This is a genomic window from Natronohydrobacter thiooxidans (assembly GCF_001884735.1).
GTDB classification, from domain to species: domain Bacteria; phylum Pseudomonadota; class Alphaproteobacteria; order Rhodobacterales; family Rhodobacteraceae; genus Roseinatronobacter; species Roseinatronobacter thiooxidans_A.
Window position 1 is genome coordinate 57,886 of the sequence record NZ_MJAP01000018.1, and the last position, 18,271, is coordinate 76,156.

18 protein-coding genes and 1 tRNA gene are annotated in these 18,271 nt (G+C 64.1%); 5 read left to right on the forward strand and 14 right to left on the reverse strand.

Annotated features, from left to right (window positions below; genetic code table 11):
• Positions 1–144: 144 nt before the first annotated feature.
• Positions 145–1,890 (reverse strand): arginine--tRNA ligase, encoded by a 1,746-nt coding sequence (gene argS, locus BG457_RS11315; RefSeq protein WP_071797261.1) that lies wholly within the window; start codon positions 1,888–1,890, stop codon positions 145–147.
• Positions 1,891–2,013: 123 nt separating this feature from the next.
• On the opposite strand from argS, the gene BG457_RS11320 reads away from it, so the two are divergent.
• Positions 2,014–2,967, forward strand: a complete 954-nt coding sequence (locus tag BG457_RS11320) for a Gfo/Idh/MocA family protein (RefSeq protein ID WP_071797262.1) — start codon at positions 2,014–2,016, stop codon at positions 2,965–2,967.
• Between the two features lie 101 nt (positions 2,968–3,068).
• On the opposite strand, the gene BG457_RS11325 is transcribed toward BG457_RS11320, so the two are convergent.
• The 6 genes from BG457_RS11325 to rnd all read right to left on the reverse strand — a co-directional run bounded on the left by BG457_RS11325 (position 3,069) and on the right by rnd (position 8,214).
• Positions 3,069–3,923, reverse strand: a complete 855-nt coding sequence (locus BG457_RS11325; protein WP_071797263.1) for an ATP-binding protein — start codon at positions 3,921–3,923, stop codon at positions 3,069–3,071.
• Positions 3,920–4,801 (reverse strand): twin-arginine translocase subunit TatC, encoded by an 882-nt coding sequence (gene tatC / locus BG457_RS11330; protein WP_071797264.1) that lies wholly within the window; start codon positions 4,799–4,801, stop codon positions 3,920–3,922. The genes BG457_RS11325 and tatC overlap by 4 nt, the downstream gene beginning before the upstream one ends.
• Positions 4,798–5,409 (reverse strand): Sec-independent protein translocase protein TatB, encoded by a 612-nt coding sequence (tatB, locus tag BG457_RS11335; protein ID WP_071797265.1) that lies wholly within the window; start codon positions 5,407–5,409, stop codon positions 4,798–4,800. Before tatB ends, tatC begins: the two co-directional genes overlap by 4 nt.
• A gap of 96 nt (positions 5,410–5,505) precedes the next feature.
• Positions 5,506–5,730: a twin-arginine translocase TatA/TatE family subunit gene (locus tag BG457_RS11340; RefSeq protein ID WP_071797266.1), complete on the reverse strand. Its 225-nt coding sequence runs from the start codon at positions 5,728–5,730 to the stop codon at positions 5,506–5,508.
• Between the two features lie 132 nt (positions 5,731–5,862).
• On the reverse strand, positions 5,863–6,687 hold the full coding sequence (locus BG457_RS11345) for a GGDEF domain-containing protein (protein ID WP_071797267.1): 825 nt from the start codon (positions 6,685–6,687) through the stop codon (positions 5,863–5,865).
• Between the two features lie 360 nt (positions 6,688–7,047).
• Positions 7,048–8,214 (reverse strand): ribonuclease D, encoded by a 1,167-nt coding sequence (gene rnd / locus BG457_RS11350; RefSeq protein ID WP_071797268.1) that lies wholly within the window; start codon positions 8,212–8,214, stop codon positions 7,048–7,050.
• A 149-nt stretch (positions 8,215–8,363) separates the two neighbouring features.
• On the opposite strand from rnd, the gene BG457_RS11355 reads away from it, so the two are divergent.
• Positions 8,364–8,440: transfer RNA gene (locus BG457_RS11355), tRNA-Pro, on the forward strand.
• A gap of 71 nt (positions 8,441–8,511) precedes the next feature.
• Here BG457_RS11355 and BG457_RS20735 read toward each other — a convergent pair.
• Positions 8,512–8,736 carry a tyrosine-type recombinase/integrase gene (locus tag BG457_RS20735; protein WP_425434924.1) on the reverse strand — a complete coding sequence of 75 codons (225 nt, stop codon included), beginning with the start codon at positions 8,734–8,736 and terminating at the stop codon, positions 8,512–8,514.
• 27 nt (positions 8,737–8,763) lie between these two features.
• Between BG457_RS20735 and BG457_RS11365 the strand changes: the two genes are divergently transcribed.
• On the forward strand, positions 8,764–9,792 hold the full coding sequence (locus tag BG457_RS11365; RefSeq protein WP_071797269.1) for a nucleotidyltransferase family protein: 1,029 nt from the start codon (positions 8,764–8,766) through the stop codon (positions 9,790–9,792).
• Positions 9,793–10,174: 382 nt separating this feature from the next.
• Entirely contained in the window at positions 10,175–10,666 is a 492-nt protein-coding gene (locus BG457_RS11370) for a GNAT family N-acetyltransferase (protein ID WP_071797270.1), read from the forward strand.
• Here BG457_RS11370 and arsH read toward each other — a convergent pair.
• From arsH to BG457_RS11400, 6 genes are all read right to left on the reverse strand, one after another.
• Positions 10,647–11,375 (reverse strand): arsenical resistance protein ArsH, encoded by a 729-nt coding sequence (gene arsH, locus BG457_RS11375; RefSeq protein WP_071797316.1) that lies wholly within the window; start codon positions 11,373–11,375, stop codon positions 10,647–10,649. The genes BG457_RS11370 and arsH overlap by 20 nt on opposite strands.
• Positions 11,368–11,787, reverse strand: a complete 420-nt coding sequence (gene arsC / locus BG457_RS11380; RefSeq protein ID WP_071797271.1) for an arsenate reductase (glutaredoxin) — start codon at positions 11,785–11,787, stop codon at positions 11,368–11,370. Before arsC ends, arsH begins: the two co-directional genes overlap by 8 nt.
• Positions 11,784–12,833, reverse strand: coding sequence for an ACR3 family arsenite efflux transporter (arsB, locus tag BG457_RS11385; RefSeq protein WP_071797272.1), 1,050 nt, complete (start codon positions 12,831–12,833; stop codon positions 11,784–11,786). The genes arsC and arsB overlap by 4 nt, the downstream gene beginning before the upstream one ends.
• Positions 12,834–12,844: 11 nt before the next feature.
• The gene (locus tag BG457_RS11390) at positions 12,845–13,168 is read right to left on the reverse strand and encodes an ArsR/SmtB family transcription factor (protein WP_139257710.1); all 324 of its coding nucleotides are present in this window, start codon (positions 13,166–13,168) and stop codon (positions 12,845–12,847) included.
• Between the two features lie 87 nt (positions 13,169–13,255).
• The gene (locus BG457_RS11395; RefSeq protein WP_071797273.1) at positions 13,256–14,008 is read right to left on the reverse strand and encodes a cytochrome c biogenesis CcdA family protein; all 753 of its coding nucleotides are present in this window, start codon (positions 14,006–14,008) and stop codon (positions 13,256–13,258) included.
• A gap of 132 nt (positions 14,009–14,140) precedes the next feature.
• Positions 14,141–17,095: an Rne/Rng family ribonuclease gene (locus BG457_RS11400; RefSeq protein WP_071797274.1), complete on the reverse strand. Its 2,955-nt coding sequence runs from the start codon at positions 17,093–17,095 to the stop codon at positions 14,141–14,143.
• Between the two features lie 554 nt (positions 17,096–17,649).
• On the opposite strand from BG457_RS11400, the gene BG457_RS11405 reads away from it, so the two are divergent.
• The gene (locus BG457_RS11405) at positions 17,650–18,105 is read left to right on the forward strand and encodes an AAC(3)-I family aminoglycoside N-acetyltransferase (RefSeq protein WP_071797275.1); all 456 of its coding nucleotides are present in this window, start codon (positions 17,650–17,652) and stop codon (positions 18,103–18,105) included.
• Positions 18,106–18,271 lie beyond the last annotated feature (166 nt).

Here is an 18,271-nt window from a genome sequence, read left to right on the forward strand (position 1 = left end):
ATGGCCGTGTTTCCTGACCTTGCTGGCAAGATGCCTGCTCGACATTGCCTGCTCAATATGGCGCGTTTCGCACCGATTATGATTTTGTCTCGGGCAGCCCCCGCCAGGGGATCACCCGGAATATTGCCCCGATGCGACGCGCTTTCAGCGCATTTCTTCCACCGGCGTGACCCCCAAGATAGCAAGACCTGATGAAATCGCAACGCCTGTGGCACGGGCGAGCGCGATTTTCGCCGCAGTTGTGGCACGATCGCCCTCCTGCACGAAACGCAAGGACGTCACGTCATTGCCCCGGTTCCACAGCCCATGGAACTCGGCCGCCAGTTCCGACAGATACCCCGCCACCCGATGCGGCTCCTGCGTGCGCGCGGCCAGTTCCACCACGCGCGGCCATTCCGCGATCTTGCGGATCAGTGCCAGTTCCGCCTCGTGATCGAGCCGCATCAGATCCGCCCCCGCCAGCGCCGCATCCGTCACATCCACGCCCGCCTCCGCGGCCTTGCGCAGCACCGAACAGATCCGCGCATGGGCATATTGCACATAAAAAACCGGATTGTCCTTGGACTGCTCCAGCACACGGTCGAAATCGAAATCCAGCGTCGCGTCATTCTTGCGCGTCAGCATCACGAAACGGGTGACATCCGCGCCCACTTCCTCGACCACATCGCGCAGCGTGACAAATGTGCCCGCCCGCTTCGACATCTTGAACGGCTCGCCATTCTTGTAGAGCTTCACCAACTGGATCAGCTTGATATCCAGCGGCACCCGGCCATTCGACAAAGCCGAGACCGCCGCCTTCATCCGCTTGACATAGCCGCCATGATCGGCGCCGAAAATATCGATCAGCATGTCATAATCGCGGCTGATCTTGTTGTAATGATAGGCAATATCGGGCGCGAAATAGGTCCAGCTTCCGTCGGATTTCTTGATCGGCCGGTCCACGTCATCGCCATGCGCGGTCGAACGGAACAGGGTCTGCTCGCGCGGCTCCCAATCCTCGGGCGTCTTGCCCTTGGGCGGCTCCAGCACGCCCTGATAGATCAGCCCCTGCGCCTCCAGCCGCGCGATGGCGGCTTCGATCTCGCCGGTGCCGTAAAGCGCCTTCTCGCTGGCATAGACATCCATCCGCACGCCCAGCGCCGCCAGATCCTCGCGGATCATCTCCATCATCCGCGCGGTCGCAAAATCGCGCACGATCTCCAGCCAGACCGCTTCCGGCTGGTCGAGGAACCGGTCCCCGAATTCCGCCTTCAGCGCCTCGCCCACCTCGATCAGATATTCGCCCGGATACAGCCCCTCGGCGATCTCGGGCGACAGCCCATGCGCCTCGCGGTAGCGCTCATAGGCCGAACGCGCCAGCACATCGACCTGCGCGCCACCATCATTGATGTAATATTCCCGCGTCACCTCATAGCCCGCGAAAACCAGCAGGTTCGACAGCGCATCCCCCACCACGGCGCCGCGCACATGGCCCACATGCATCGGCCCCGTGGGATTGGCCGAGACGAACTCGACATTCACCCGCGCGCCCTGCCCCATGCCCGAGCGCCCGAAGCCCCTGCCCTCGCCCAGCGCCACAGCAACGATCCCCTGCCAGCAGCCCGGCGCCAGCCGCAGGTTCAGGAAACCCGGCCCGGCCACATCCGCCACCGCGATCCGCGCGTCCCCCAGCAAGCGCGCCGCCAGCGCCTCGGCAATCTCGCGCGGCTTCATCCCCGCAGGTTTCGCCAGTACCATCGCCGCATTGGTCGCCATATCCCCATGCGCCGCATCGCGCGGCGGCTCGACCGCGACAGCGGCGAAATCCAGACCCGCCGGCAAAGCGCCCTCCGCCACCATCGCGTCCAGACAGGTTACAACCAAAGCACGGATATCAGAAAACAGGTTCATTCTCTCAGCCCTTCTTGTCCTCCCTGCCCTACGCCGGGGCCGCAGGCAGGTCAATGGTTGCAAGGGGCTTGCGCCCACGCCGCTGCGGCGTATGGTAGCGCCAACATATCAGGGAGGGATGCCATGCGCTGGGGAATACTGGGGGCGGCCAAGATCGCCCGGACCGAACTTGCACCCGCAATCCAGCTTGCGCGCGGCGCAAGCCTCGTGGCGCTGGCCACCCGCGACCCCGCCCGCGCAGCCCCGTTTCAGGCGCTGGTGCCGGGGCTGCGCCTCCATGACAGCTATGACGCCCTTCTGGCCGACCCGGAGGTGGATGCGATCTATATCCCGCTGCCCAATCACCTGCATGTCGAATGGTCGCTCCGCGCCGCCCGCGCCGGCAAACATGTGCTCTGCGAAAAACCCATCGCGCTCAAAGCCCCGGAAATCGACCAGTTGATCGCCGCGCGCGACGAGACCGGCAAGCTGATCGCCGAGGCGTTCATGGTCGCCCATCACCCGCAATGGGCGCGCGCCAAAGCGCTCCTTGATCAAGGCGCCATCGGCAAGCTCGAACATGTCGAGGGCTGCTTCACCTATACCAATCGCGACACGGCCAATATCCGCCATCAGGCCGAAATGGGCGGCGGCGGTATCCGCGATGTCGGCGTCTATCCGTGCATCACCGCGCGCATGGTCACAGGCGCAGAGCCAACAAACTTACGCGCCGATCTGCGGTTGCAAAACGGTGTCGATATCTTCGCCCGCGTCTGGGCCGATTTCCCCGGATTCAGTATGTCCTTCTATTGCGGCATGATGCAGGACCGCCGCCAATACATGACCTTCCACGGGCAGGATGGCTGGCTGCACCTGACCGCGCCCTTCAACGCCCAGACCTATGGCGATACGGCGCTGCATTACCAGTCCGGCGGCACAACCCGCGTCGAGCATTTCAACGAGATTCCGCAATATGCGCTGATGATCGAGAATTTCGCCGCCAGCGCCACCTCTGGCGCCGCCTTCGCCTGCCCGCTGGAATTCTCGCGCGGCAATCAGGAAATGATCGACGCCATCTTCCAAGCCGCCACAGCCTGATCATTTTCTTGCGAAAAATACTCACGGGGGTTTCTTAAGGGGGTATGTATACCCCCTTAAGGCAGGGAGTTTGAGGGACGGCAGTCCCTCAAGCCCCCCCCTCAGAGGCGCACCCCTTCGCGCCCCGCAAGATCGGTGAAAAACTGCCAGGCCACCCGCCCCGAGCGCGACCCGCGCGTGGCCTGCCACTCGATCGCCTCCGCGCGCAACCGCTCGGGCGCGATCTCCAGCCCGTAAGCCGCGCAATAGCCTTCGATCATCGCCAGATACTCGTCCTGATCGCAGGGATGGAAGCCCAGCCACAGCCCGAACCGGTCCGAGAGCGAGACCTTCTCCTCCACCGCTTCCGCCGGTGAAATCGCCGAAGACCGCTCATTCTCGATCATGTCGCGCGGCATCAGATGGCGCCGGTTCGAGGTCGCATAGAGCACCACATTCTCGGGCCGCCCCTCGACCCCCCCGTCCAGAAGCGCTTTCAGCGATTTGTAATGCTGGTCATCATGGCTGAACGAGAGATCATCGCAAAACAGGATGAAGCGCGCGTCACTGCCGCGCAGATAGCCCATCAGCCGCGAGATCGAGGGCAGATCCTCGCGCTGGATCTCCACCAGCTTCAGGCAGCATTCCGGCGCGACATCCAGCACATGCCCATGCACGGCCTTGACCAGCGAGGATTTCCCCATCCCCCGCGCGCCCCAGAGCAGCGCGTTATTCGCGCCAAACCCGCGCGCGAATTGCAGCGTATTGGCCAGCAGCGTATCGCGCGCCCGCCCGATCCCGACCAGAAGATCCAGCGCCACCCGGTTGACCTGCGTGACCGGCTGCAGCCGGTCCGGCCCGGTATGCCAGACAAAGGCATCCGCCGCCTCCAGATCCGGCACCGGCGCGGGCGGCGGCGCGATCCGCTCCAGCGCGCCCGCAATGCGCTCCAGCGCGCCCCCCTCAGCCAGGCTCATTTCTCGCCTTCCAGCTCATCGGCGAAGATTTCCTCATCCTCGTCCTCCAGCAGCCCCTCACGCCGCAATTCCTCGCGCCGCTTCTTCTCGACCCCGGCCACAAGGAAAATCGAAATCTCGTATAGCCCGTAGACCACCACAAACAGAATGATCTGCGTGATCACATCCGGCGGTGTCACCAGCGCGGCGAGCGTCAGAATCCCCACAATCGCCCATTTCCGCCCCGCTTTCAGCCCTTCGGCAGAGACCAGCCCCGCCTTGCCCATCAGCGTCAGCAGCACCGGCAGCTGGAAACACATGCCGAAAGCCACGATGAACTTGATCGTCAGGTTCAGATATTCCTGCGCCGAGCCCTGAAACACCACCGACAAGGGCGCCGCCCCCGGCACCCCGTCCACGGCTTCGCCCGCCGCGCCGAATTGCTGGAAGCCAAGGAAGAAATTATAGGCCAGCGGTGTGACCACATAGAAGGCAAAGCTCGCGCCGAGAAAGAACATGAAGGGCGAGGCGATCAGGAAAGGCAGAAAGGCGTTCTTCTCCGACCGGTACAGCCCCGGCGCCACGAACCGCCAGAGCTGCCCCGCGATCACCGGGAAAGCCAGCATGAAGCCGCCCAGAAGCGAGACCTTGATCGCGACGAAAAACCCTTCCTGCGGGCTGATGAAGATCAGGTCGCAATCCTGCCCGCGATCCGCAAGCGCCGAACAGAGCGGCGCGGTCAGGAAATTGAAGATGGGGGTTGCGACGGTGAAACAGGCCACCATCGCCACGACAAAGGCGAGCACCGCCTTGATCAGCCGCGAGCGCAATTCCGCCAGATGCTCGATCAGCGGCGCGCTCTTGTCGTCAATGTCATTTTCTGGCGAGGGGCGCGTCATGCCTGTCCCTTGTCTGTTGGCGCAGGCGATTTCGGGGCCGCAGGGGCCGCATCCGGTGTCGCAGATCCCGTTCCGGCTTTCGCAGGTTTCGCCGCCGCCGTTTTCGCCTTTGCAGGCTTGGCGTTCGCAGGTTTCGCCGCCGCTTTGGCTCGCGTCCCGGCATCCGGCCTCGCAGGCGTGGTCGCGGCCTCCGTCCCGGGCGCAGCGGGTTTCACTGCACGTTCGCGCCGCAGATTGTCCATCTCCGCCGCGATCCGGTCCATCGCCTCTTCATCCGCGTCGCCGGATGCATCCTTCGCGCCCGAGGCCGGTTTGCCGGATTTGCCCGCAGCCCCGTCCTTCAGCGGATCCCAGTTGCGCATCTTGTTCAGCTCATCCAGCCCCATGCCCTGCGCATCCGTCGCCTTGCGCAGATCGCGCGCGACATCCTTCATGCCACTGGCATCGGCCGCCTCATCCATGGCGCGCTGGAACTCGCGCGCCATGCCGCGCATCTTCGCGGTCATCTGGCCCAATGTGCGGAACATCTTCGGCAGATCCTTGGGGCCGACCACGATCAGCGCCACGATCCCGATGACCAAGAGTTCCGTCCAGCCGATATCGAACATGCATTCCCCCTGCCCTGACAGGCCAAGCCCGCCCGCACGCTTCAGCGCCGGGCTGTCAGTTCCGGCCCTGTCCCCGGTCGCGGATCAAAGCCGGAGTCAGGCTTTATCCTTATCGGCTTCAGGCGTGATGTCGCGCGCGCTCTGCGCGCCATCCTCGGGGGCTTTCTCGATCTCGTCCGACCCGTCCTTCAGGCCCTTCTTGAACGAGGTGATCCCCTTGCCCACTTCGCCCATCAGGGCACTGACCTTGCCGCGCCCGAAGAGCACAAGCACCACAATCGCGATGATGATGAAGCCTGCGGGACCGATATTGTTCAGCATCAGAATTCTCCCTTCGCCACAGGCCCGGAAACGGCACTGCGGTCACATGCAGTCCATTTATGGATTATCACCCGCCAATCAAAGCCCCAATTTCGTAATCAGAAGATTTTCCTTGGCGCACAGCCCGCGCAATCAGCCAAATGCCGCCGCGCTGACCAGCCCCGGTGCGCCCACAACCCGGTTGCGCCCCTGCGCCTTGGCCTCGTAAAGCCGCGCATCCGCGGCGGAAATCAGCGTGTCGCGCGACTCCGCCGCCTCACCGCAACTCGCAACCCCGAAGGAACTGGTAAAGCTGATCTCGGGATGCTCGCGCAGATGTGTGCCCTCGATCACCGCGCGCAGCCGCTCGGCAATATCCAAAGCCGCGCCCGCATCGGCGATCACCAGGACACCGAATTCCTCGCCCCCCAGCCGCCCCAGCCGGTCGCAGGGGCGCAATTCCGAGCGCACCATGCTGGCCACGGTGCGCAGCACCTTGTCGCCCGCGCCATGCCCATACGTGTCATTGATCGCCTTGAAATGATCCAGATCGAAAGCGATCAGACTGCAGGGCGTGCCCGCGCGCGACCATGTGGCCACTGCATTGCCCAGTTCCGACATGAAAGCGCGGCGCGTCATCGCGCCGGTCAGCATGTCAAGCTGCGCCAGCGACCAGAGCGCGTGCTGCTCGACCACCAGAACCGCAAACCCGGCCAGAAGATGCGCCGCGCCCGAGACAAATTCCCGCCCATAGGCCCGCAACACCCCGATGCGCCTTCCCTGGTGGATCAGCGGCACCTGCAGACATTGCAGATCCGCCGGCACCGGTTCTGGCGGCATCCCGTCAATCTGGATCTGCACCAGATCCGCCCCGGTGGTCTGTCGCACCAGATACAGGATCGTGTCATATTGGCTCGACATGGGATCGGTCACGCTCAACAGCGTGCGCGCGGGTTTCAGTGACGAGGGCTCAGACATGATCTTGGCATTCCCCTGCGCGAATCCGGGTAATCTTCACACTGGTTAATTCATCACCAATCATGGCCTTTGCGAGGCGGATTCCCGCCGCTTTATGGGCCATCTTAACCACTGTCCCGCGCAACCCGGCGCTTGGCAAGCCGTTCCTGCGCATCACCGGGCGCAGGCATCGCGCCCCGTTGCAGCAGGGCCACGCCGGGCCAGCGCCCTTCCCGATCAGCCTGCGCCACAGCCCGCTTTCACGCCCCCCCGGCTTCTTCTTGCCGAAAAATACTCTCACTGACTGGCCACGGGCCGCAAGGCCCGTCCCCCGTCGACAGCACCTGCGGCGCAGCCTGCCCAGGCGGGTGGAGATGCACCCTAAAGCGCGATCACCTGCACCTTGTCGCCGCGTACCGCCAGCCCCAGCTTGCCCTCGCAGAGCCGCAGCGCATCCGCGCCAAAGACCTCGGCCCGCCAGCCGCGCAGCGCGGCCACATCGCGCATCCCCGCTGCCAGCGCATCCAGATCCGCCGCCGAAGCGATCAGCTTCGCCGCCACATCGGTCTGATCCGATTTCGCCTTCAGCAGCACCCGCAAGAGATCGGCCAGCGCCGGATTGACCTGCAGATTCTCGCGCCCGTTCTCCGCCTGCGGCAGATCCTTCACCGGACACTCCACCCCGCGCCGCACCGCCTCAAGAATGCCCTGCGCGATCTCCCCGCGCCGCGCCTCGCGCAGCAAAAGCCGCGTGCGCCCCAGATCATCGGCGGTCTTGGGCTTGAGCGCCGCCAGTTCCAGCAGCGCATCATCCTTGAACACCCGCGAGCGCGGAATATTGCGCGATTGCGCATGGTTCTCGCGAAACGCCGCCAGTTCCCGCAGGATCGCCAGAAACCGCCCCGAATCATTGCGCGTCTTGATCCGTTTCCACGCCTCTTCGGGCCGCGTCAGATAGGTCTCGGGGTCGTTCAGCGTCGCCAGTTCCTCGGCCACCCAAGCCTCGCGCCCGGTCTCGCTCAGCCGTTTCGCCAGCTTCTCGTAGATCACCCGCAGATGCGTCACATCCGCCAGCGCATAGCGCAGCTGCGCCTCGGACAGGGGCCGCGCCGACCAGTCGGTGAAACGCGAGCTTTTGTCGATCTGCCCCTTCGCCAGCTTGCGCACCAGCGTCTCATAGCCGATCTGATCGCCAAAACCGCAAACCATCGCCGCGATCTGCGTGTCAAAAAGCGGGCGCGGCAGCGTCCCGCCCTCGATATAGAAAATCTCCAGATCCTGACGCGCCGCATGCAGCACCTTGACCGTGCTCTCATCCTTCAAAAGCGCATAGAAGGGCGCCAGCGACAGCCCCTCGGCCAGCGGATCGACCAGCACTGCAGGCCCGCTCGCCGCCCCATCCGGCCCCGGCAAGGCCATCTGCAACAGGCAGAGCTTGGAATAATAGGTCCGCTCGCGCAGGAATTCGGTGTCGATCGTGACATAGGGGGCCGCATGGGCCAGCGCGCAGAATTCCGTCAACTGTTCGGTCGTGGTGATCAGATCCATTGCGTCTGCCCGCTCGCTCTTGCCTTTCCTGTCCCATAGGCAAAAAACCTCGCCTTGGAAAGCCCTGCCCCCCGCCGACGCCCTGCGCAGCAAATGGCGCATAGCCCCCTTGCAAATGCTCCGCGCCTCTTCTAAAGCAGCCTCACGGTCGGAGTGTAGCTCAGCCTGGTAGAGCACTGTCTTCGGGAGGCAGGGGCCGGAGGTTCGAATCCTCTCACTCCGACCAGTTTTCATTGCTTCTTGAGCATGAAGAAGATAGCGCGCTTTGGTTCAGTGAACCCAAGAGGGCTCCCTGCGCTAGCACGCGAAGTCGAATTCGAGCGCTGTTGCGGCCTTTTGCAGGTGCTCAGGACTATACCTCGCATATGTGTTGCTCGTGATCCTGATGTCCGAATGTCCGAGGTATTGCGCGATTTCGTCCATGCTGACCCCTGCTTCGGCCAGACGCGCACTCAAATGCGGGAAGGTATCGCACGAATGATTCTTTGTGTGGTAATTTACCAGAGCCGTGCTATACCACACGATAATTCATCTGTGTGGTAATCGCTGATGCAGAACACTTTCCAACCTCATAGTTTGACCGGGCAGTCGGCCTGGCAGGATTTGCTGCGACTACTGAAGGAAGAGGCGATCTCAACCCTGCGCGGAAAACCAACCCTGCGGGAAAAGAACGGCCGGGGATATTGGTATGACCGGTATCGGCAGGGCGACAAGATCGTCGAGCGCTATATCGGCGATGACAATGCCGAACTGCGAACACGTCTGGCGCATCATCAGGACCATCGCGCTCAATCACAGGCGCGACGCCGCGAGACTGCCCGTCTGATCCGCCTTTTGCGGAGTGAGGGATACCTGACCCCTGACCTTGCCACTGGCCAACTCCTGACGGCCATGTCGCGCGCGGGCGTGTTCCGGCTCGGCGGCACAGTCGTCGGAACACAGGCGTTCCGCCATTACGAGGGGGTTCTGGGGGTGCGCATCAGCGCTGATGCTGCTGCGCAGACCGATGACATCGACATCGCCAGTTTTGAGCGTCTGTCCCTTGCGCTCGGTGATCATGTCGATCCGTCCCTCGCGGAGGTGTTCGAGAGCCTGGAGTTCTCGCCATTGCCGGCGGTCGAGAAGAACAAGGTCTGGCGATGGCAGCAAACGCACCGACAGACATTGGTGGAATTCCTCACACCGTCATTCAGTGCCGAAGAAGGCTTACGCGACCTGCCAGCCCTGGGTGTCAGCGCGCAGTCGCTGCATTTCCTGAACTATCTGATCGCTGAACCGCTCACCGTTCCACTGCTCTATCGAGATGGTGCATTGATCCAGATTCCGCGACCCGAGCGCTATGCGGTGCATAAGCTGATCGTTTCCGAGCGGCGCAGAGATAGTGAGATGGTGTTGAAAGCACGCAAAGACCGTGCGCAGGCGGCGTTTCTGATCGCTGTCCTGGCGCAGGAGGACCGCTATGCTCTCGGTGACGCGTGGACAGAAGCACGCGATAAAGGGAGCGCGTGGCGTGCAGCACTCGACGCGGCTCTTACAAAGATGGAGGACACACGGCACATCTTGGCCGGGTTGGGCTGATGGGGTAGCGATCTGCGAGTGTATGCTGAAGGAGCAGGTTCCTTCTACACGGACCCCAAGTGAGATAGTTCCCTTTGGTTCATTGAACCTTTCGAACCCGAACTGGCGTTGCGAAGCTGGCAAATATGGCCGCGAAAACAGTGCTCTATTGACTAAAAAACAATAGCTTGGCCAGAGCGCGCGATCTTCGGGAGGCAGGGGCCGGAGGTTCGAATCCTCTCACTCCGACCAGTATTTCCCGGTTCCATGTCAGATATTCCTGCCCACCCGTCAGATTTCTGACCCGAAAGATGGTGCAGCCCCCCAGTCAGACGCGCAGTATCCTTGCCTCGGAAAGGCCGCTACAGCTATCTGATATCGCGCCAGCAGCTTCGGAGCCACCATGACCCTGATCTTCCGCAAAGCCGTCGAAACGGATCTGCCCGCGATTGTCCGACTGCTTGCGGATGATCAGCTCGGGGCCCGCCGGGAAACGGATGTCACCGACCTGGCCCCCTACCGCCATGCGCTGCACGAGATAAGCGCCGACCGGAATCAATTCCTCTGCGTGGCCGAACGCGACGGGCAGGTCCTTGGCACGCTGCAACTGACCTTCATTCCGGGCCTGTCGCGCGCGGGCGCGAAACGGGGGCAGATCGAAGCCGTGCGCGTGGCCCGCGACCATCGCAACGCGGGGATCGGACGCGCCATGCTCGACTGGGCGATCGCGCAATGCCGGGCGCAGAACTGCGCGCTGGTGCAACTGACCACCGACAGGTCACGCAGCGACGCCCATCGCTTCTACGACTCGCTTGGCTTCACCGCCTCGCATCTGGGCTATAAGCTGACGCTCGGCCCCGTGCGGGACCACCCTGTCACAAATTCCGCTGATTGACCCGCGCCGACAATTCCGCCGCGCTTTCCTTGCGCTCGGAATAGCGGTCCACCAGATAGCCCGCCCGGTCGCGCGTCAGCAGGGTGAATTTCACCAATTCCTCCATCACATCCACGGTCCGGTCAAAAAGCGCCGAGGGCTTCATCCGCCCGCCCTCGTCAAATTCCAGAAACGCCTTCGGGACCGAGGACTGATTGGGGATCGTGATCATCCGCATCCAGCGCCCCAGAATCCGCATCTGATTGACCGCATTGAAACTTTGCGACCCGCCCGAGACCTGCATCACCGCCAGCACCTTGCCCTGCGTGGGCCGCACCGCGCCCGCAGAGAGCGGGATCCAGTCGATCTGCGTCTTCATCAGCCCGGTCATCGCCCCGTGGCGTTCGGGGCTGGACCAGACCATGCCCTCGCACCAGGCGGCCAGATCCCACAATTCCTGCACCTTGGCCATATCCGCGCCGGGCTGATCCACCAGCGGCAGGCCAGAGGGGTTGAAGAACCGCACCTCTGCCCCCAGCCGGGTCAGAATGCGCCCCGCCTCTTCCGCCGCCAGGCGGCTGAAAGAACGTTCGCGCAGCGAACCATAGAGGATCAGGATACGCGGCGCATGGGTGCCGACCTCAGGCTGCAGCAGCGCCGCGCGGTCAATCGGGGCGAAACTTGCCGCATCCAGCTGCGGCAGCGTCAGGTCGGAAAGCGGATCAGACACGATTGCCCCCGGCATCCAGAATCAGCGTGCCGTCTTCCTTGGCCAGCGGGCCGGGCGGCAGGGCCTCCAGCAGATCCAGCACCAGCTCGGACGGGCGGCATAGCCGCACCCCTTTCGGCGTGCAGACGATGGGGCGGTTCACCAGCACCGGATGCGCCACCATCGCCGCGATCAGCGCATCCTCGGTCACATCGGGCGCGGTCAGCCCCATCTCTTCGGCCGGGGATTTGCTGACCCGCAGCGCCGCGCGCGGGCTCAGCCCCGCCGCCGCGAACAGGCCCAGCAACTGCGCCCGCGTCCAGCCCTCGGACAGATACTCGATCACCACCGGCTCCGCCCCCGCCGCGCGCAGGATCTCCAGAACATTGCGCGAGGTGCCGCAAGCGGGATTGTGATAGATGACTGTGCTCATGCGGGAAACCTTTCTGCCGGGCGCTCCTGCCCCGGAAACCTGTGTCTTGTGCGATTGGCGAACCAGACCAGCGACAGCATCACCGGCACCTCGACCAGCACACCGACCACTGTCACCAGCGCCGCGCCCGAATGCAGACCAAAGAGACCGATCGCCACCGCCACCGCAAGCTCAAAGAAATTCGACGTCCCGATCAGGGCGCAGGGCGCGGCGACATCATGCGGCACCTTCCATTTCCACGCCCAGAAATAGGCCAGCGCGAACATGCCGTAAGACTGGATCAGGATCGGCGTGGCCAGCAGCAGGATCAGGAAGGGGTTGTCCAGAATGACATTGCCCTGAAAGCCGAAGAGCAGCACCACAGTCATGAGCAGGCCCAGCATCGAGACAGGCTTGATCCGCGCGGTGAACTCCGCCACCGCCGCCTCCCCGCCCCGCACCACCAGCCGCGCCCGCGTCCAGGCCCCCGCCGCCAGCGGCAGCACCACATAGAGCAGCACCGACAGAAGCAGCGTCTCCCATGGCACGCTCAGATCCGTCACCCCCAGAAGCAGCGCCACGATGGGCGCGAAGGCAAAGACCATGATCACGTCATTGAGCGAGACCTGCACCAGCGTGTAATTCGGATCGCCCTTGGTCAGTTGCGACCAGACAAACACCATCGCCGTGCAGGGCGCCGCGCCCAGCAGGATCAGCCCGGCGATATACTGGCCCGCATTTTCCGGCGCGATCAGACCGGCAAAGACATGGTGAAAGAACAGCACCCCCAGCGCCGCCATGGTGAATGGCTTGATCAGCCAGTTCACGGTGACGGTGATGATCAGGCCCTTGGGCCGCTCGCCCACGCGGGCCAGCGAGGAGAAATCCACCGCCACCATCATCGGATAGACCATCGCCCAGATCAGCACCGCGACCACCAGATTGACCGAGGCATATTCCAGCCCCGCCAGAAGCCCGAATACCCCCGGCATCAGATTGGAAAGCGCAATCCCGGCGATGATGCACAGGAAGACCCAGAGCGACAGATAGCGTTCAAAGACAGACATTTGCGGGGCTTTCAGTCCTGATCAGGGGTCACACAACAGGCCGTATCACTGGCCGCCGCATCCAGTGTTTCAATCAGCGCGGCCAATGGAGCCAGCGCACCGGGGGCCAGCGCATAGCAGATCCGGGGCGGGTCGATCTGGCCCTCGATGACGCCCGCGGCTTTGAGGATCCGCAGATGCTCGGAAACCGTCGATTGCGCCAGCCCCACCGCCTCGACAATATCGCCACCAATGCAGCCCGGTGTGCGCGCCAGCAGCATCAGGATCTTCAGCCGCGCCGGATGTCCCAGCGCCTTGGCCAGCACCGCCAGCCGTTCGTCATCGCGTGCAGTCATAAGAACCGTATCCGTGCCCATCCGCATCAATCGCCTATCGTCGTTTCGCGATATGTAACCCGGAACGATCCCCGAGACAAGCCCCCCTCACCCCAGCCGCTGCATCGCCGGAAATGTCTCCAGGAGCCACCAGCTGAAGGCCGAAAACGCCCCCGTCACCAACGCAATCCCGACCGCGATCAACAAAAGCCCCATCACCTTCTCGATCACCCCCATATAGGGTTTCAGCCGGTTCATCAGCCCCATCGAGCGCTGCACGAAAATCGCCGCCAGCAGAAAGGGCAGCCCCAGCCCCAGCGCATAGACCCCCAGCATCGAGGTGCCGCGCGTCACCGTCGCATCGGTCGCGGCCATCGTCAGGATCGCCCCCAGAACCGGGCCGATACAGGGCGTCCAGCCAAAGGCAAAGGCCAGCCCCAGAATATAGGCCCCGAAAGCCGAACCACCCTGATCGCCCGCATCAATCCGCGCCTCGCGCATCAGGAAGGGAATGCGCAGAATGCCCAGAAAATGCACCCCGAAGATGATCACCACCACCCCCGCGATCTGCCCGAACAGTTCCGCATTGCGCAAGAACAGATGCCCCATGGTCGAGGCGGTGAAGCCCAGCAGCAGAAAGACCGTAGACAGCCCCATGACGAAAAACAGCGCAGGCAGGATCGCCCGGCGCGAGGCCCGCCCCTCGGCGCGCAGCTCCTGCATCGAGATCCCGCCCATATAGGCCAGATAGGGCGGCACGATGGGCAGCACACAGGGCGACAGGAACGAGAGCACCCCGGCCCCGAAAGCAATCACCAGCGCCGCCATCAGCCCAGCGTCAAAGACATCAATCCCGAACATCCCGCCTAGCCTTCTTCCCCTGCCCTCACGCCTCCCAGATACGACAGTGACGCCGGATCGTCACCCGATCCGGCGTCACTATTGCGTGGCCTGCGGGATCATGTCGCAGCGCGCATGACCCTTCCATGACCGTCAGCCGCGCGCCGACCACCAGCCGCTGCGCTTGGGCTGGGTATCGGGCTTGGGCGCCTCGTCGCCAGTCGCCGCGCCCACCGTCTCGGGCTCGACCTCTGCCGCGTCCCCTGCCTCCGCCGCAGGCTCGGCCTCTGGTGCCGCTTCCGCAACATCCGCCGCAGGCGCGGCCTCGGGTGCCGCTTCCGCAGCCTCCGCCGCAGGCGCGGCCTCCGCTTCGGCAACCTCTGCCACAGGCGCGGCCTCTGCCGCTTCAGCAGCCTCCGCCGGAGGCTCGGCCTCCGGTGCCGCTTCCGCAGCCTCCGCCACCGGCGCGGCCTCGGGTGCCGCTTCCGCAGCCTCCGCCGCAGGCGCGGCCTCTGCAACGGCCAGTTCCCCGGTTTCCGCCGCGACAGGCTCTGCCGCCTTGGCCGCAGGCTTGCGCCGACTGCGCGCAGGCTTTTTCTTCACCTCGACCTCGGCCAGCGCGATCTCCGCTCCGGCCCCTTCCGGCGTTTCAACCGGAGCCTCGACCGGAGCCTCATCCGGGGCCTCAGTCGGTGTCTCCACCGGAGCCTCAGTCGGTGTCTCCACCGGAGCCTCATTCGGTACCTCCACCGGAGCCTCACTCGGCGTCTCATGCGGCACCTCGACCGGGGTCTTATCCCCCGCCGTAGCCGCCTCAGCCGCAGCCCCGCCGCGCTTGCGTCGGCTGCGCGCCGGTTTCTTCGCCGGGGCCTCGGTCACCGCCTCCGCCGCAGCGGCATCACCATCCGCCGCCTCGCCGACCGCCTCGTCCTCGCCCTCGTCGGCAGCGCTCTGCGCGCCACCCTCCTCGGCCCCGTTCTGACCACCGCCACGCCGACGCCGACGCCGCCTGCGCTTCTTGCGCGGCCCGCCATCGCCCTCGCCCTGGCCAGCGGCCTGTGCCGCCGGAGCCTCATCCTCTTCCGCCGCATCGGCCTCCAGATCGAGGAGATCCTCCTCTTCCTCAAGCTCCGGCATCGGCGTCGTGCTGATCGAGACCACTTCGCTGGCCGTCACCGGCACCCGCGTTGCGGTCTTGAACTTCTCGATCTCGAAATCGGGGCTGACCATGCGCGGATCGGCCTCGATCCGCACCGCCATGCCGTAACGCGCCTCGATCTGCGCCAGATGCTCGCGCTTCTGGTTGATGATGAAATTCACCACCGAGCTTGGCGCGCGCACCAGCACTTCGCGCGAGCGTCCGCGCGTGCCCTCTTCCTCGATCTGGCGCAGCACCGTCAGACCCAGACTGTCATCCGACCGGATCAGCCCGGTGCCATGGCAATGCGGGCAAGGCTGGGTCGTGGCTTCCAGCATGCCCGGACGCAGCCGCTGGCGGCTCATCTCCAACAGGCCAAAGCCCGAGATCCGGCCCACCTGAATCCGCGCACGGTCGTTTTTCAGCTTGTCTTTCAGCATCTTCTCGACAGCAGCGTTATTCTTGCGCTCTTCCATGTCGATGAAGTCGATGACGATCAGCCCGGCCAGATCGCGCAACCGCAATTGCCGCGCAATCTCGGCAGCGGCTTCCAGATTGGTCTTGAGCGCGGTCTCTTCAATCGAGCCCTCGCGCGTCGCCCGGCCCGAGTTGATATCAATCGCGACCAGCGCTTCCGTGATCCCGATCACGATATAGCCGCCCGAGGGAAGCTGCACTGTCGGATTGAACATCGCCGCCAGATAGCTTTCCACCTGATAGCGCGCGAAAAGCGGCATCGGGTCGCTATAGGGTTTCACATTCTTGGCATGGGACGGCATGATCATCTTCATGAAGTCCTTGGCCGTGCGATAGCCCGCCTCGCCCTCGACCAGCACCTCGTCGATATTCTTGCTGTAGAGATCGCGGATCGTGCGCTTGATCAGATCGCCTTCCGCATAGATCGGCGTGGGGGCGATGGATTTCAGCGTCAATTCGCGGATCTGTTCCCAGAGCCGCAGCAGATATTCATAATCGCGCTTGATCTCGGCCTTGGTGCGCTGCGCGCCCGCCGTGCGGATGATCAGCCCGGCGCCTTCCGGCACCTTGATCTCGCCCGCAATCGCCTTCAGCTTCGAGCGGTCGGCAGCATTGGTGATCTTGCGGCTGATCCCGCCGCCGCGCGCGGTATTGGGCATCAGCACGCAGTAGCGGCCCGCAAGGCTCAGATAGGTGGTCAGCGCCGCACCCTTGTTGCCGCGCTCTTCCTTCACCACCTGCACCAGCATGATCTGGCGGACCTTGATCACTTCCTGAATCTTGTAGCGCCGCATCCGCGGCTTGCGGCGCGGGCGCATATCCTCGGCCTGCTCACCATCCGAGACCGCCTCGATCCGGTCATCAATCTCGGTCGCATGATCCGCCGCGCGGTAGGGCTCATCCTGCTCGCCCGCAGCCGCCGCCTCGGGCGCGCTTTCCGCCACCCCGAGCTCGGCCTCCGCTTCCGGGGCGACATCTGCCGCCTCGGCTTCCGGTGCCGCAAACCCCTCGATCACGCCCTGATCCTCGTCGCCTTCCGGCTCGACGATATCCATGCCCGAGATCTCGCGGCTCTCAACCTGATCGGCCGCAGTGGCGCGCTCGGCCTTCGGGCCGGGTCTGCGCCGCGAGGACGAGCGCTGCACGCGCTTGCCTGCCTCCGCCTTCGGCGCGGGCTTGCCCTCATCCTCGTCGCCATCAAGGCTCAGCGCGCGCTCTTCTGCCAGAAGCGCCGCCCGGTCCGCCGCCGGGATCTGATAGTAATCAGGGTGAATCTCGTTAAAGGCGAGGAAGCCGTGCCGGTTGCCGCCATAATCGACGAAGGCCGCCTGCAGCGAGGGCTCGACCCGCGTTACCTTTGCCAGATAGATATTGCCCGCAAGCTGACGCCGCGCGGCGGTCTCGTAGTCAAATTCCTCGACCTTGTTTCCATCCACCACAACGACGCGGGTTTCTTCCGCGTGTGTGGCATCGATCAGCATTTTCTGTGCCATGTAAATCCATTGCGCGCCGCCGCACCGCCTGCGCCGCTCCCCCACCACGGGGATGAGAGACCAGGGCCAGATACGGGCCGGAAGCGTGACTTGTCTGAGAAGATGACACCCTGCCGTGACAGGCGCGCGCAATCCCGCCTGCAAGGCCGGGCCTTGTCAGGGAAAGGGGCAGTCTGCGCGTCACAGCGGTCATCAAGTTTCCTGTTGCGCGGCGCAATAGACGCAGCGCGGTTCATGCATATGCCCGGCTGGCTGAAACAGTCGTCACGGGCGCTCGGCCTTGCGGCCACTCCATCTGCCAAGGGGCGACGCAAGGACGTTCAGCGTCCGTCAGCCCCGGCAGCGAATTCCGTTCGGGCCGCCCCGCCTGCGCGCGGCACACCCTTACCGGGTGACATTGGGCGCAAACGGGGGAAAATACAATGCCGTTTTTGGGCCGCGCCGGGGATTGTGCGGAAATCGGACATGAAACCGTTACATCAGCCCCAGTGCAAAGCCTTGGCACCCCCCGCGCGCGCCTGCTAGCATGAAGCGCCCGCACCCGGAGACCCGCCATGCCCCCCATCACCATCCACCGCCTCGCCCCCGGCGACGCGCAGCGCTTCAATGCCATGCTCGATCTCTTCGCCACCGCCTTCGATGACGCCGAGAGCTACAGCTCCGCCCGCCCCGCCCCCGCCTGGCGCGACAGGCTTCTGGCGCAGGAGGGCAGTGTCGCGCTGGTCGCAGTCTCAGACGCGCAGGTCGTGGGCGCTCTCGTCGCCTATGAACTGCCCAAATTCGAACAGGAACGCCGGGAATTCTACATCTACGATCTGGCCGTGGCCGAGACCCACCGGCGGCGCGGCATCGCCACCGCCCTGATCACCGCCCTCAAAAGCATCGCAAAAGCGCGTGGCGGCTGGGTCATCTATGTGCAGGCCGATCACGGCGACGACCCGGCCATCGCCCTCTATACCCGCTTGGGCACCCGCGAGGATGTGCTGCATTTCGACATCGCCCCCGACTGACCCCCGACTGACCCCGCCAAAGCCGCGTCAAACCCCGCCCGGCTTCATCTTGCCAAAAATACTCAGACAGGCGTGACGGCACGCCCCCCGCCTCATTTTCTTGCAAAAAATACTCCGGGGGGTAGTCGATCGTGTTCGCCATCGGTTCAAGAACCGATTGGCTACG

Excerpts from the sequence above, each read along its gene's own strand:
- arsC (WP_071797271.1), bottom strand. The coding sequence starts at position 11,787 with ATGAGCACAGTCATCTATCACAATCCCGCTTGCGGCACCTCGCGCAAT.
- BG457_RS11365 (WP_071797269.1), top strand. The coding sequence starts at position 8,764 with ATGCAGAACACTTTCCAACCTCATAGTTTGACCGGGCAGTCGGCCTGG.
- tatB (WP_071797265.1), bottom strand. The coding sequence starts at position 5,409 with ATGTTCGATATCGGCTGGACGGAACTCTTGGTCATCGGGATCGTGGCG.
- BG457_RS11395 (WP_071797273.1), bottom strand. The coding sequence starts at position 14,008 with ATGTTCGGGATTGATGTCTTTGACGCTGGGCTGATGGCGGCGCTGGTG.
- BG457_RS11405 (WP_071797275.1), top strand. The coding sequence starts at position 17,650 with ATGCCCCCCATCACCATCCACCGCCTCGCCCCCGGCGACGCGCAGCGC.
- BG457_RS11345 (WP_071797267.1), bottom strand. The coding sequence starts at position 6,687 with ATGTCTGAGCCCTCGTCACTGAAACCCGCGCGCACGCTGTTGAGCGTG.
- BG457_RS11370 (WP_071797270.1), top strand. The coding sequence starts at position 10,175 with ATGACCCTGATCTTCCGCAAAGCCGTCGAAACGGATCTGCCCGCGATT.
- arsB (WP_071797272.1), bottom strand. The coding sequence starts at position 12,833 with ATGTCTGTCTTTGAACGCTATCTGTCGCTCTGGGTCTTCCTGTGCATC.
- BG457_RS11400 (WP_071797274.1), bottom strand. The coding sequence starts at position 17,095 with ATGGCACAGAAAATGCTGATCGATGCCACACACGCGGAAGAAACCCGC.
- BG457_RS11390 (WP_139257710.1), bottom strand. The coding sequence starts at position 13,168 with ATGACTGCACGCGATGACGAACGGCTGGCGGTGCTGGCCAAGGCGCTG.
- rnd (WP_071797268.1), bottom strand. The coding sequence starts at position 8,214 with ATGGATCTGATCACCACGACCGAACAGTTGACGGAATTCTGCGCGCTG.
- BG457_RS11325 (WP_071797263.1), bottom strand. The coding sequence starts at position 3,923 with ATGAGCCTGGCTGAGGGGGGCGCGCTGGAGCGCATTGCGGGCGCGCTG.
- tatC (WP_071797264.1), bottom strand. The coding sequence starts at position 4,801 with ATGACGCGCCCCTCGCCAGAAAATGACATTGACGACAAGAGCGCGCCG.
- BG457_RS11320 (WP_071797262.1), top strand. The coding sequence starts at position 2,014 with ATGCGCTGGGGAATACTGGGGGCGGCCAAGATCGCCCGGACCGAACTT.
- argS (WP_071797261.1), bottom strand. The coding sequence starts at position 1,890 with ATGAACCTGTTTTCTGATATCCGTGCTTTGGTTGTAACCTGTCTGGAC.
- BG457_RS11340 (WP_071797266.1), bottom strand. The coding sequence starts at position 5,730 with ATGCTGAACAATATCGGTCCCGCAGGCTTCATCATCATCGCGATTGTG.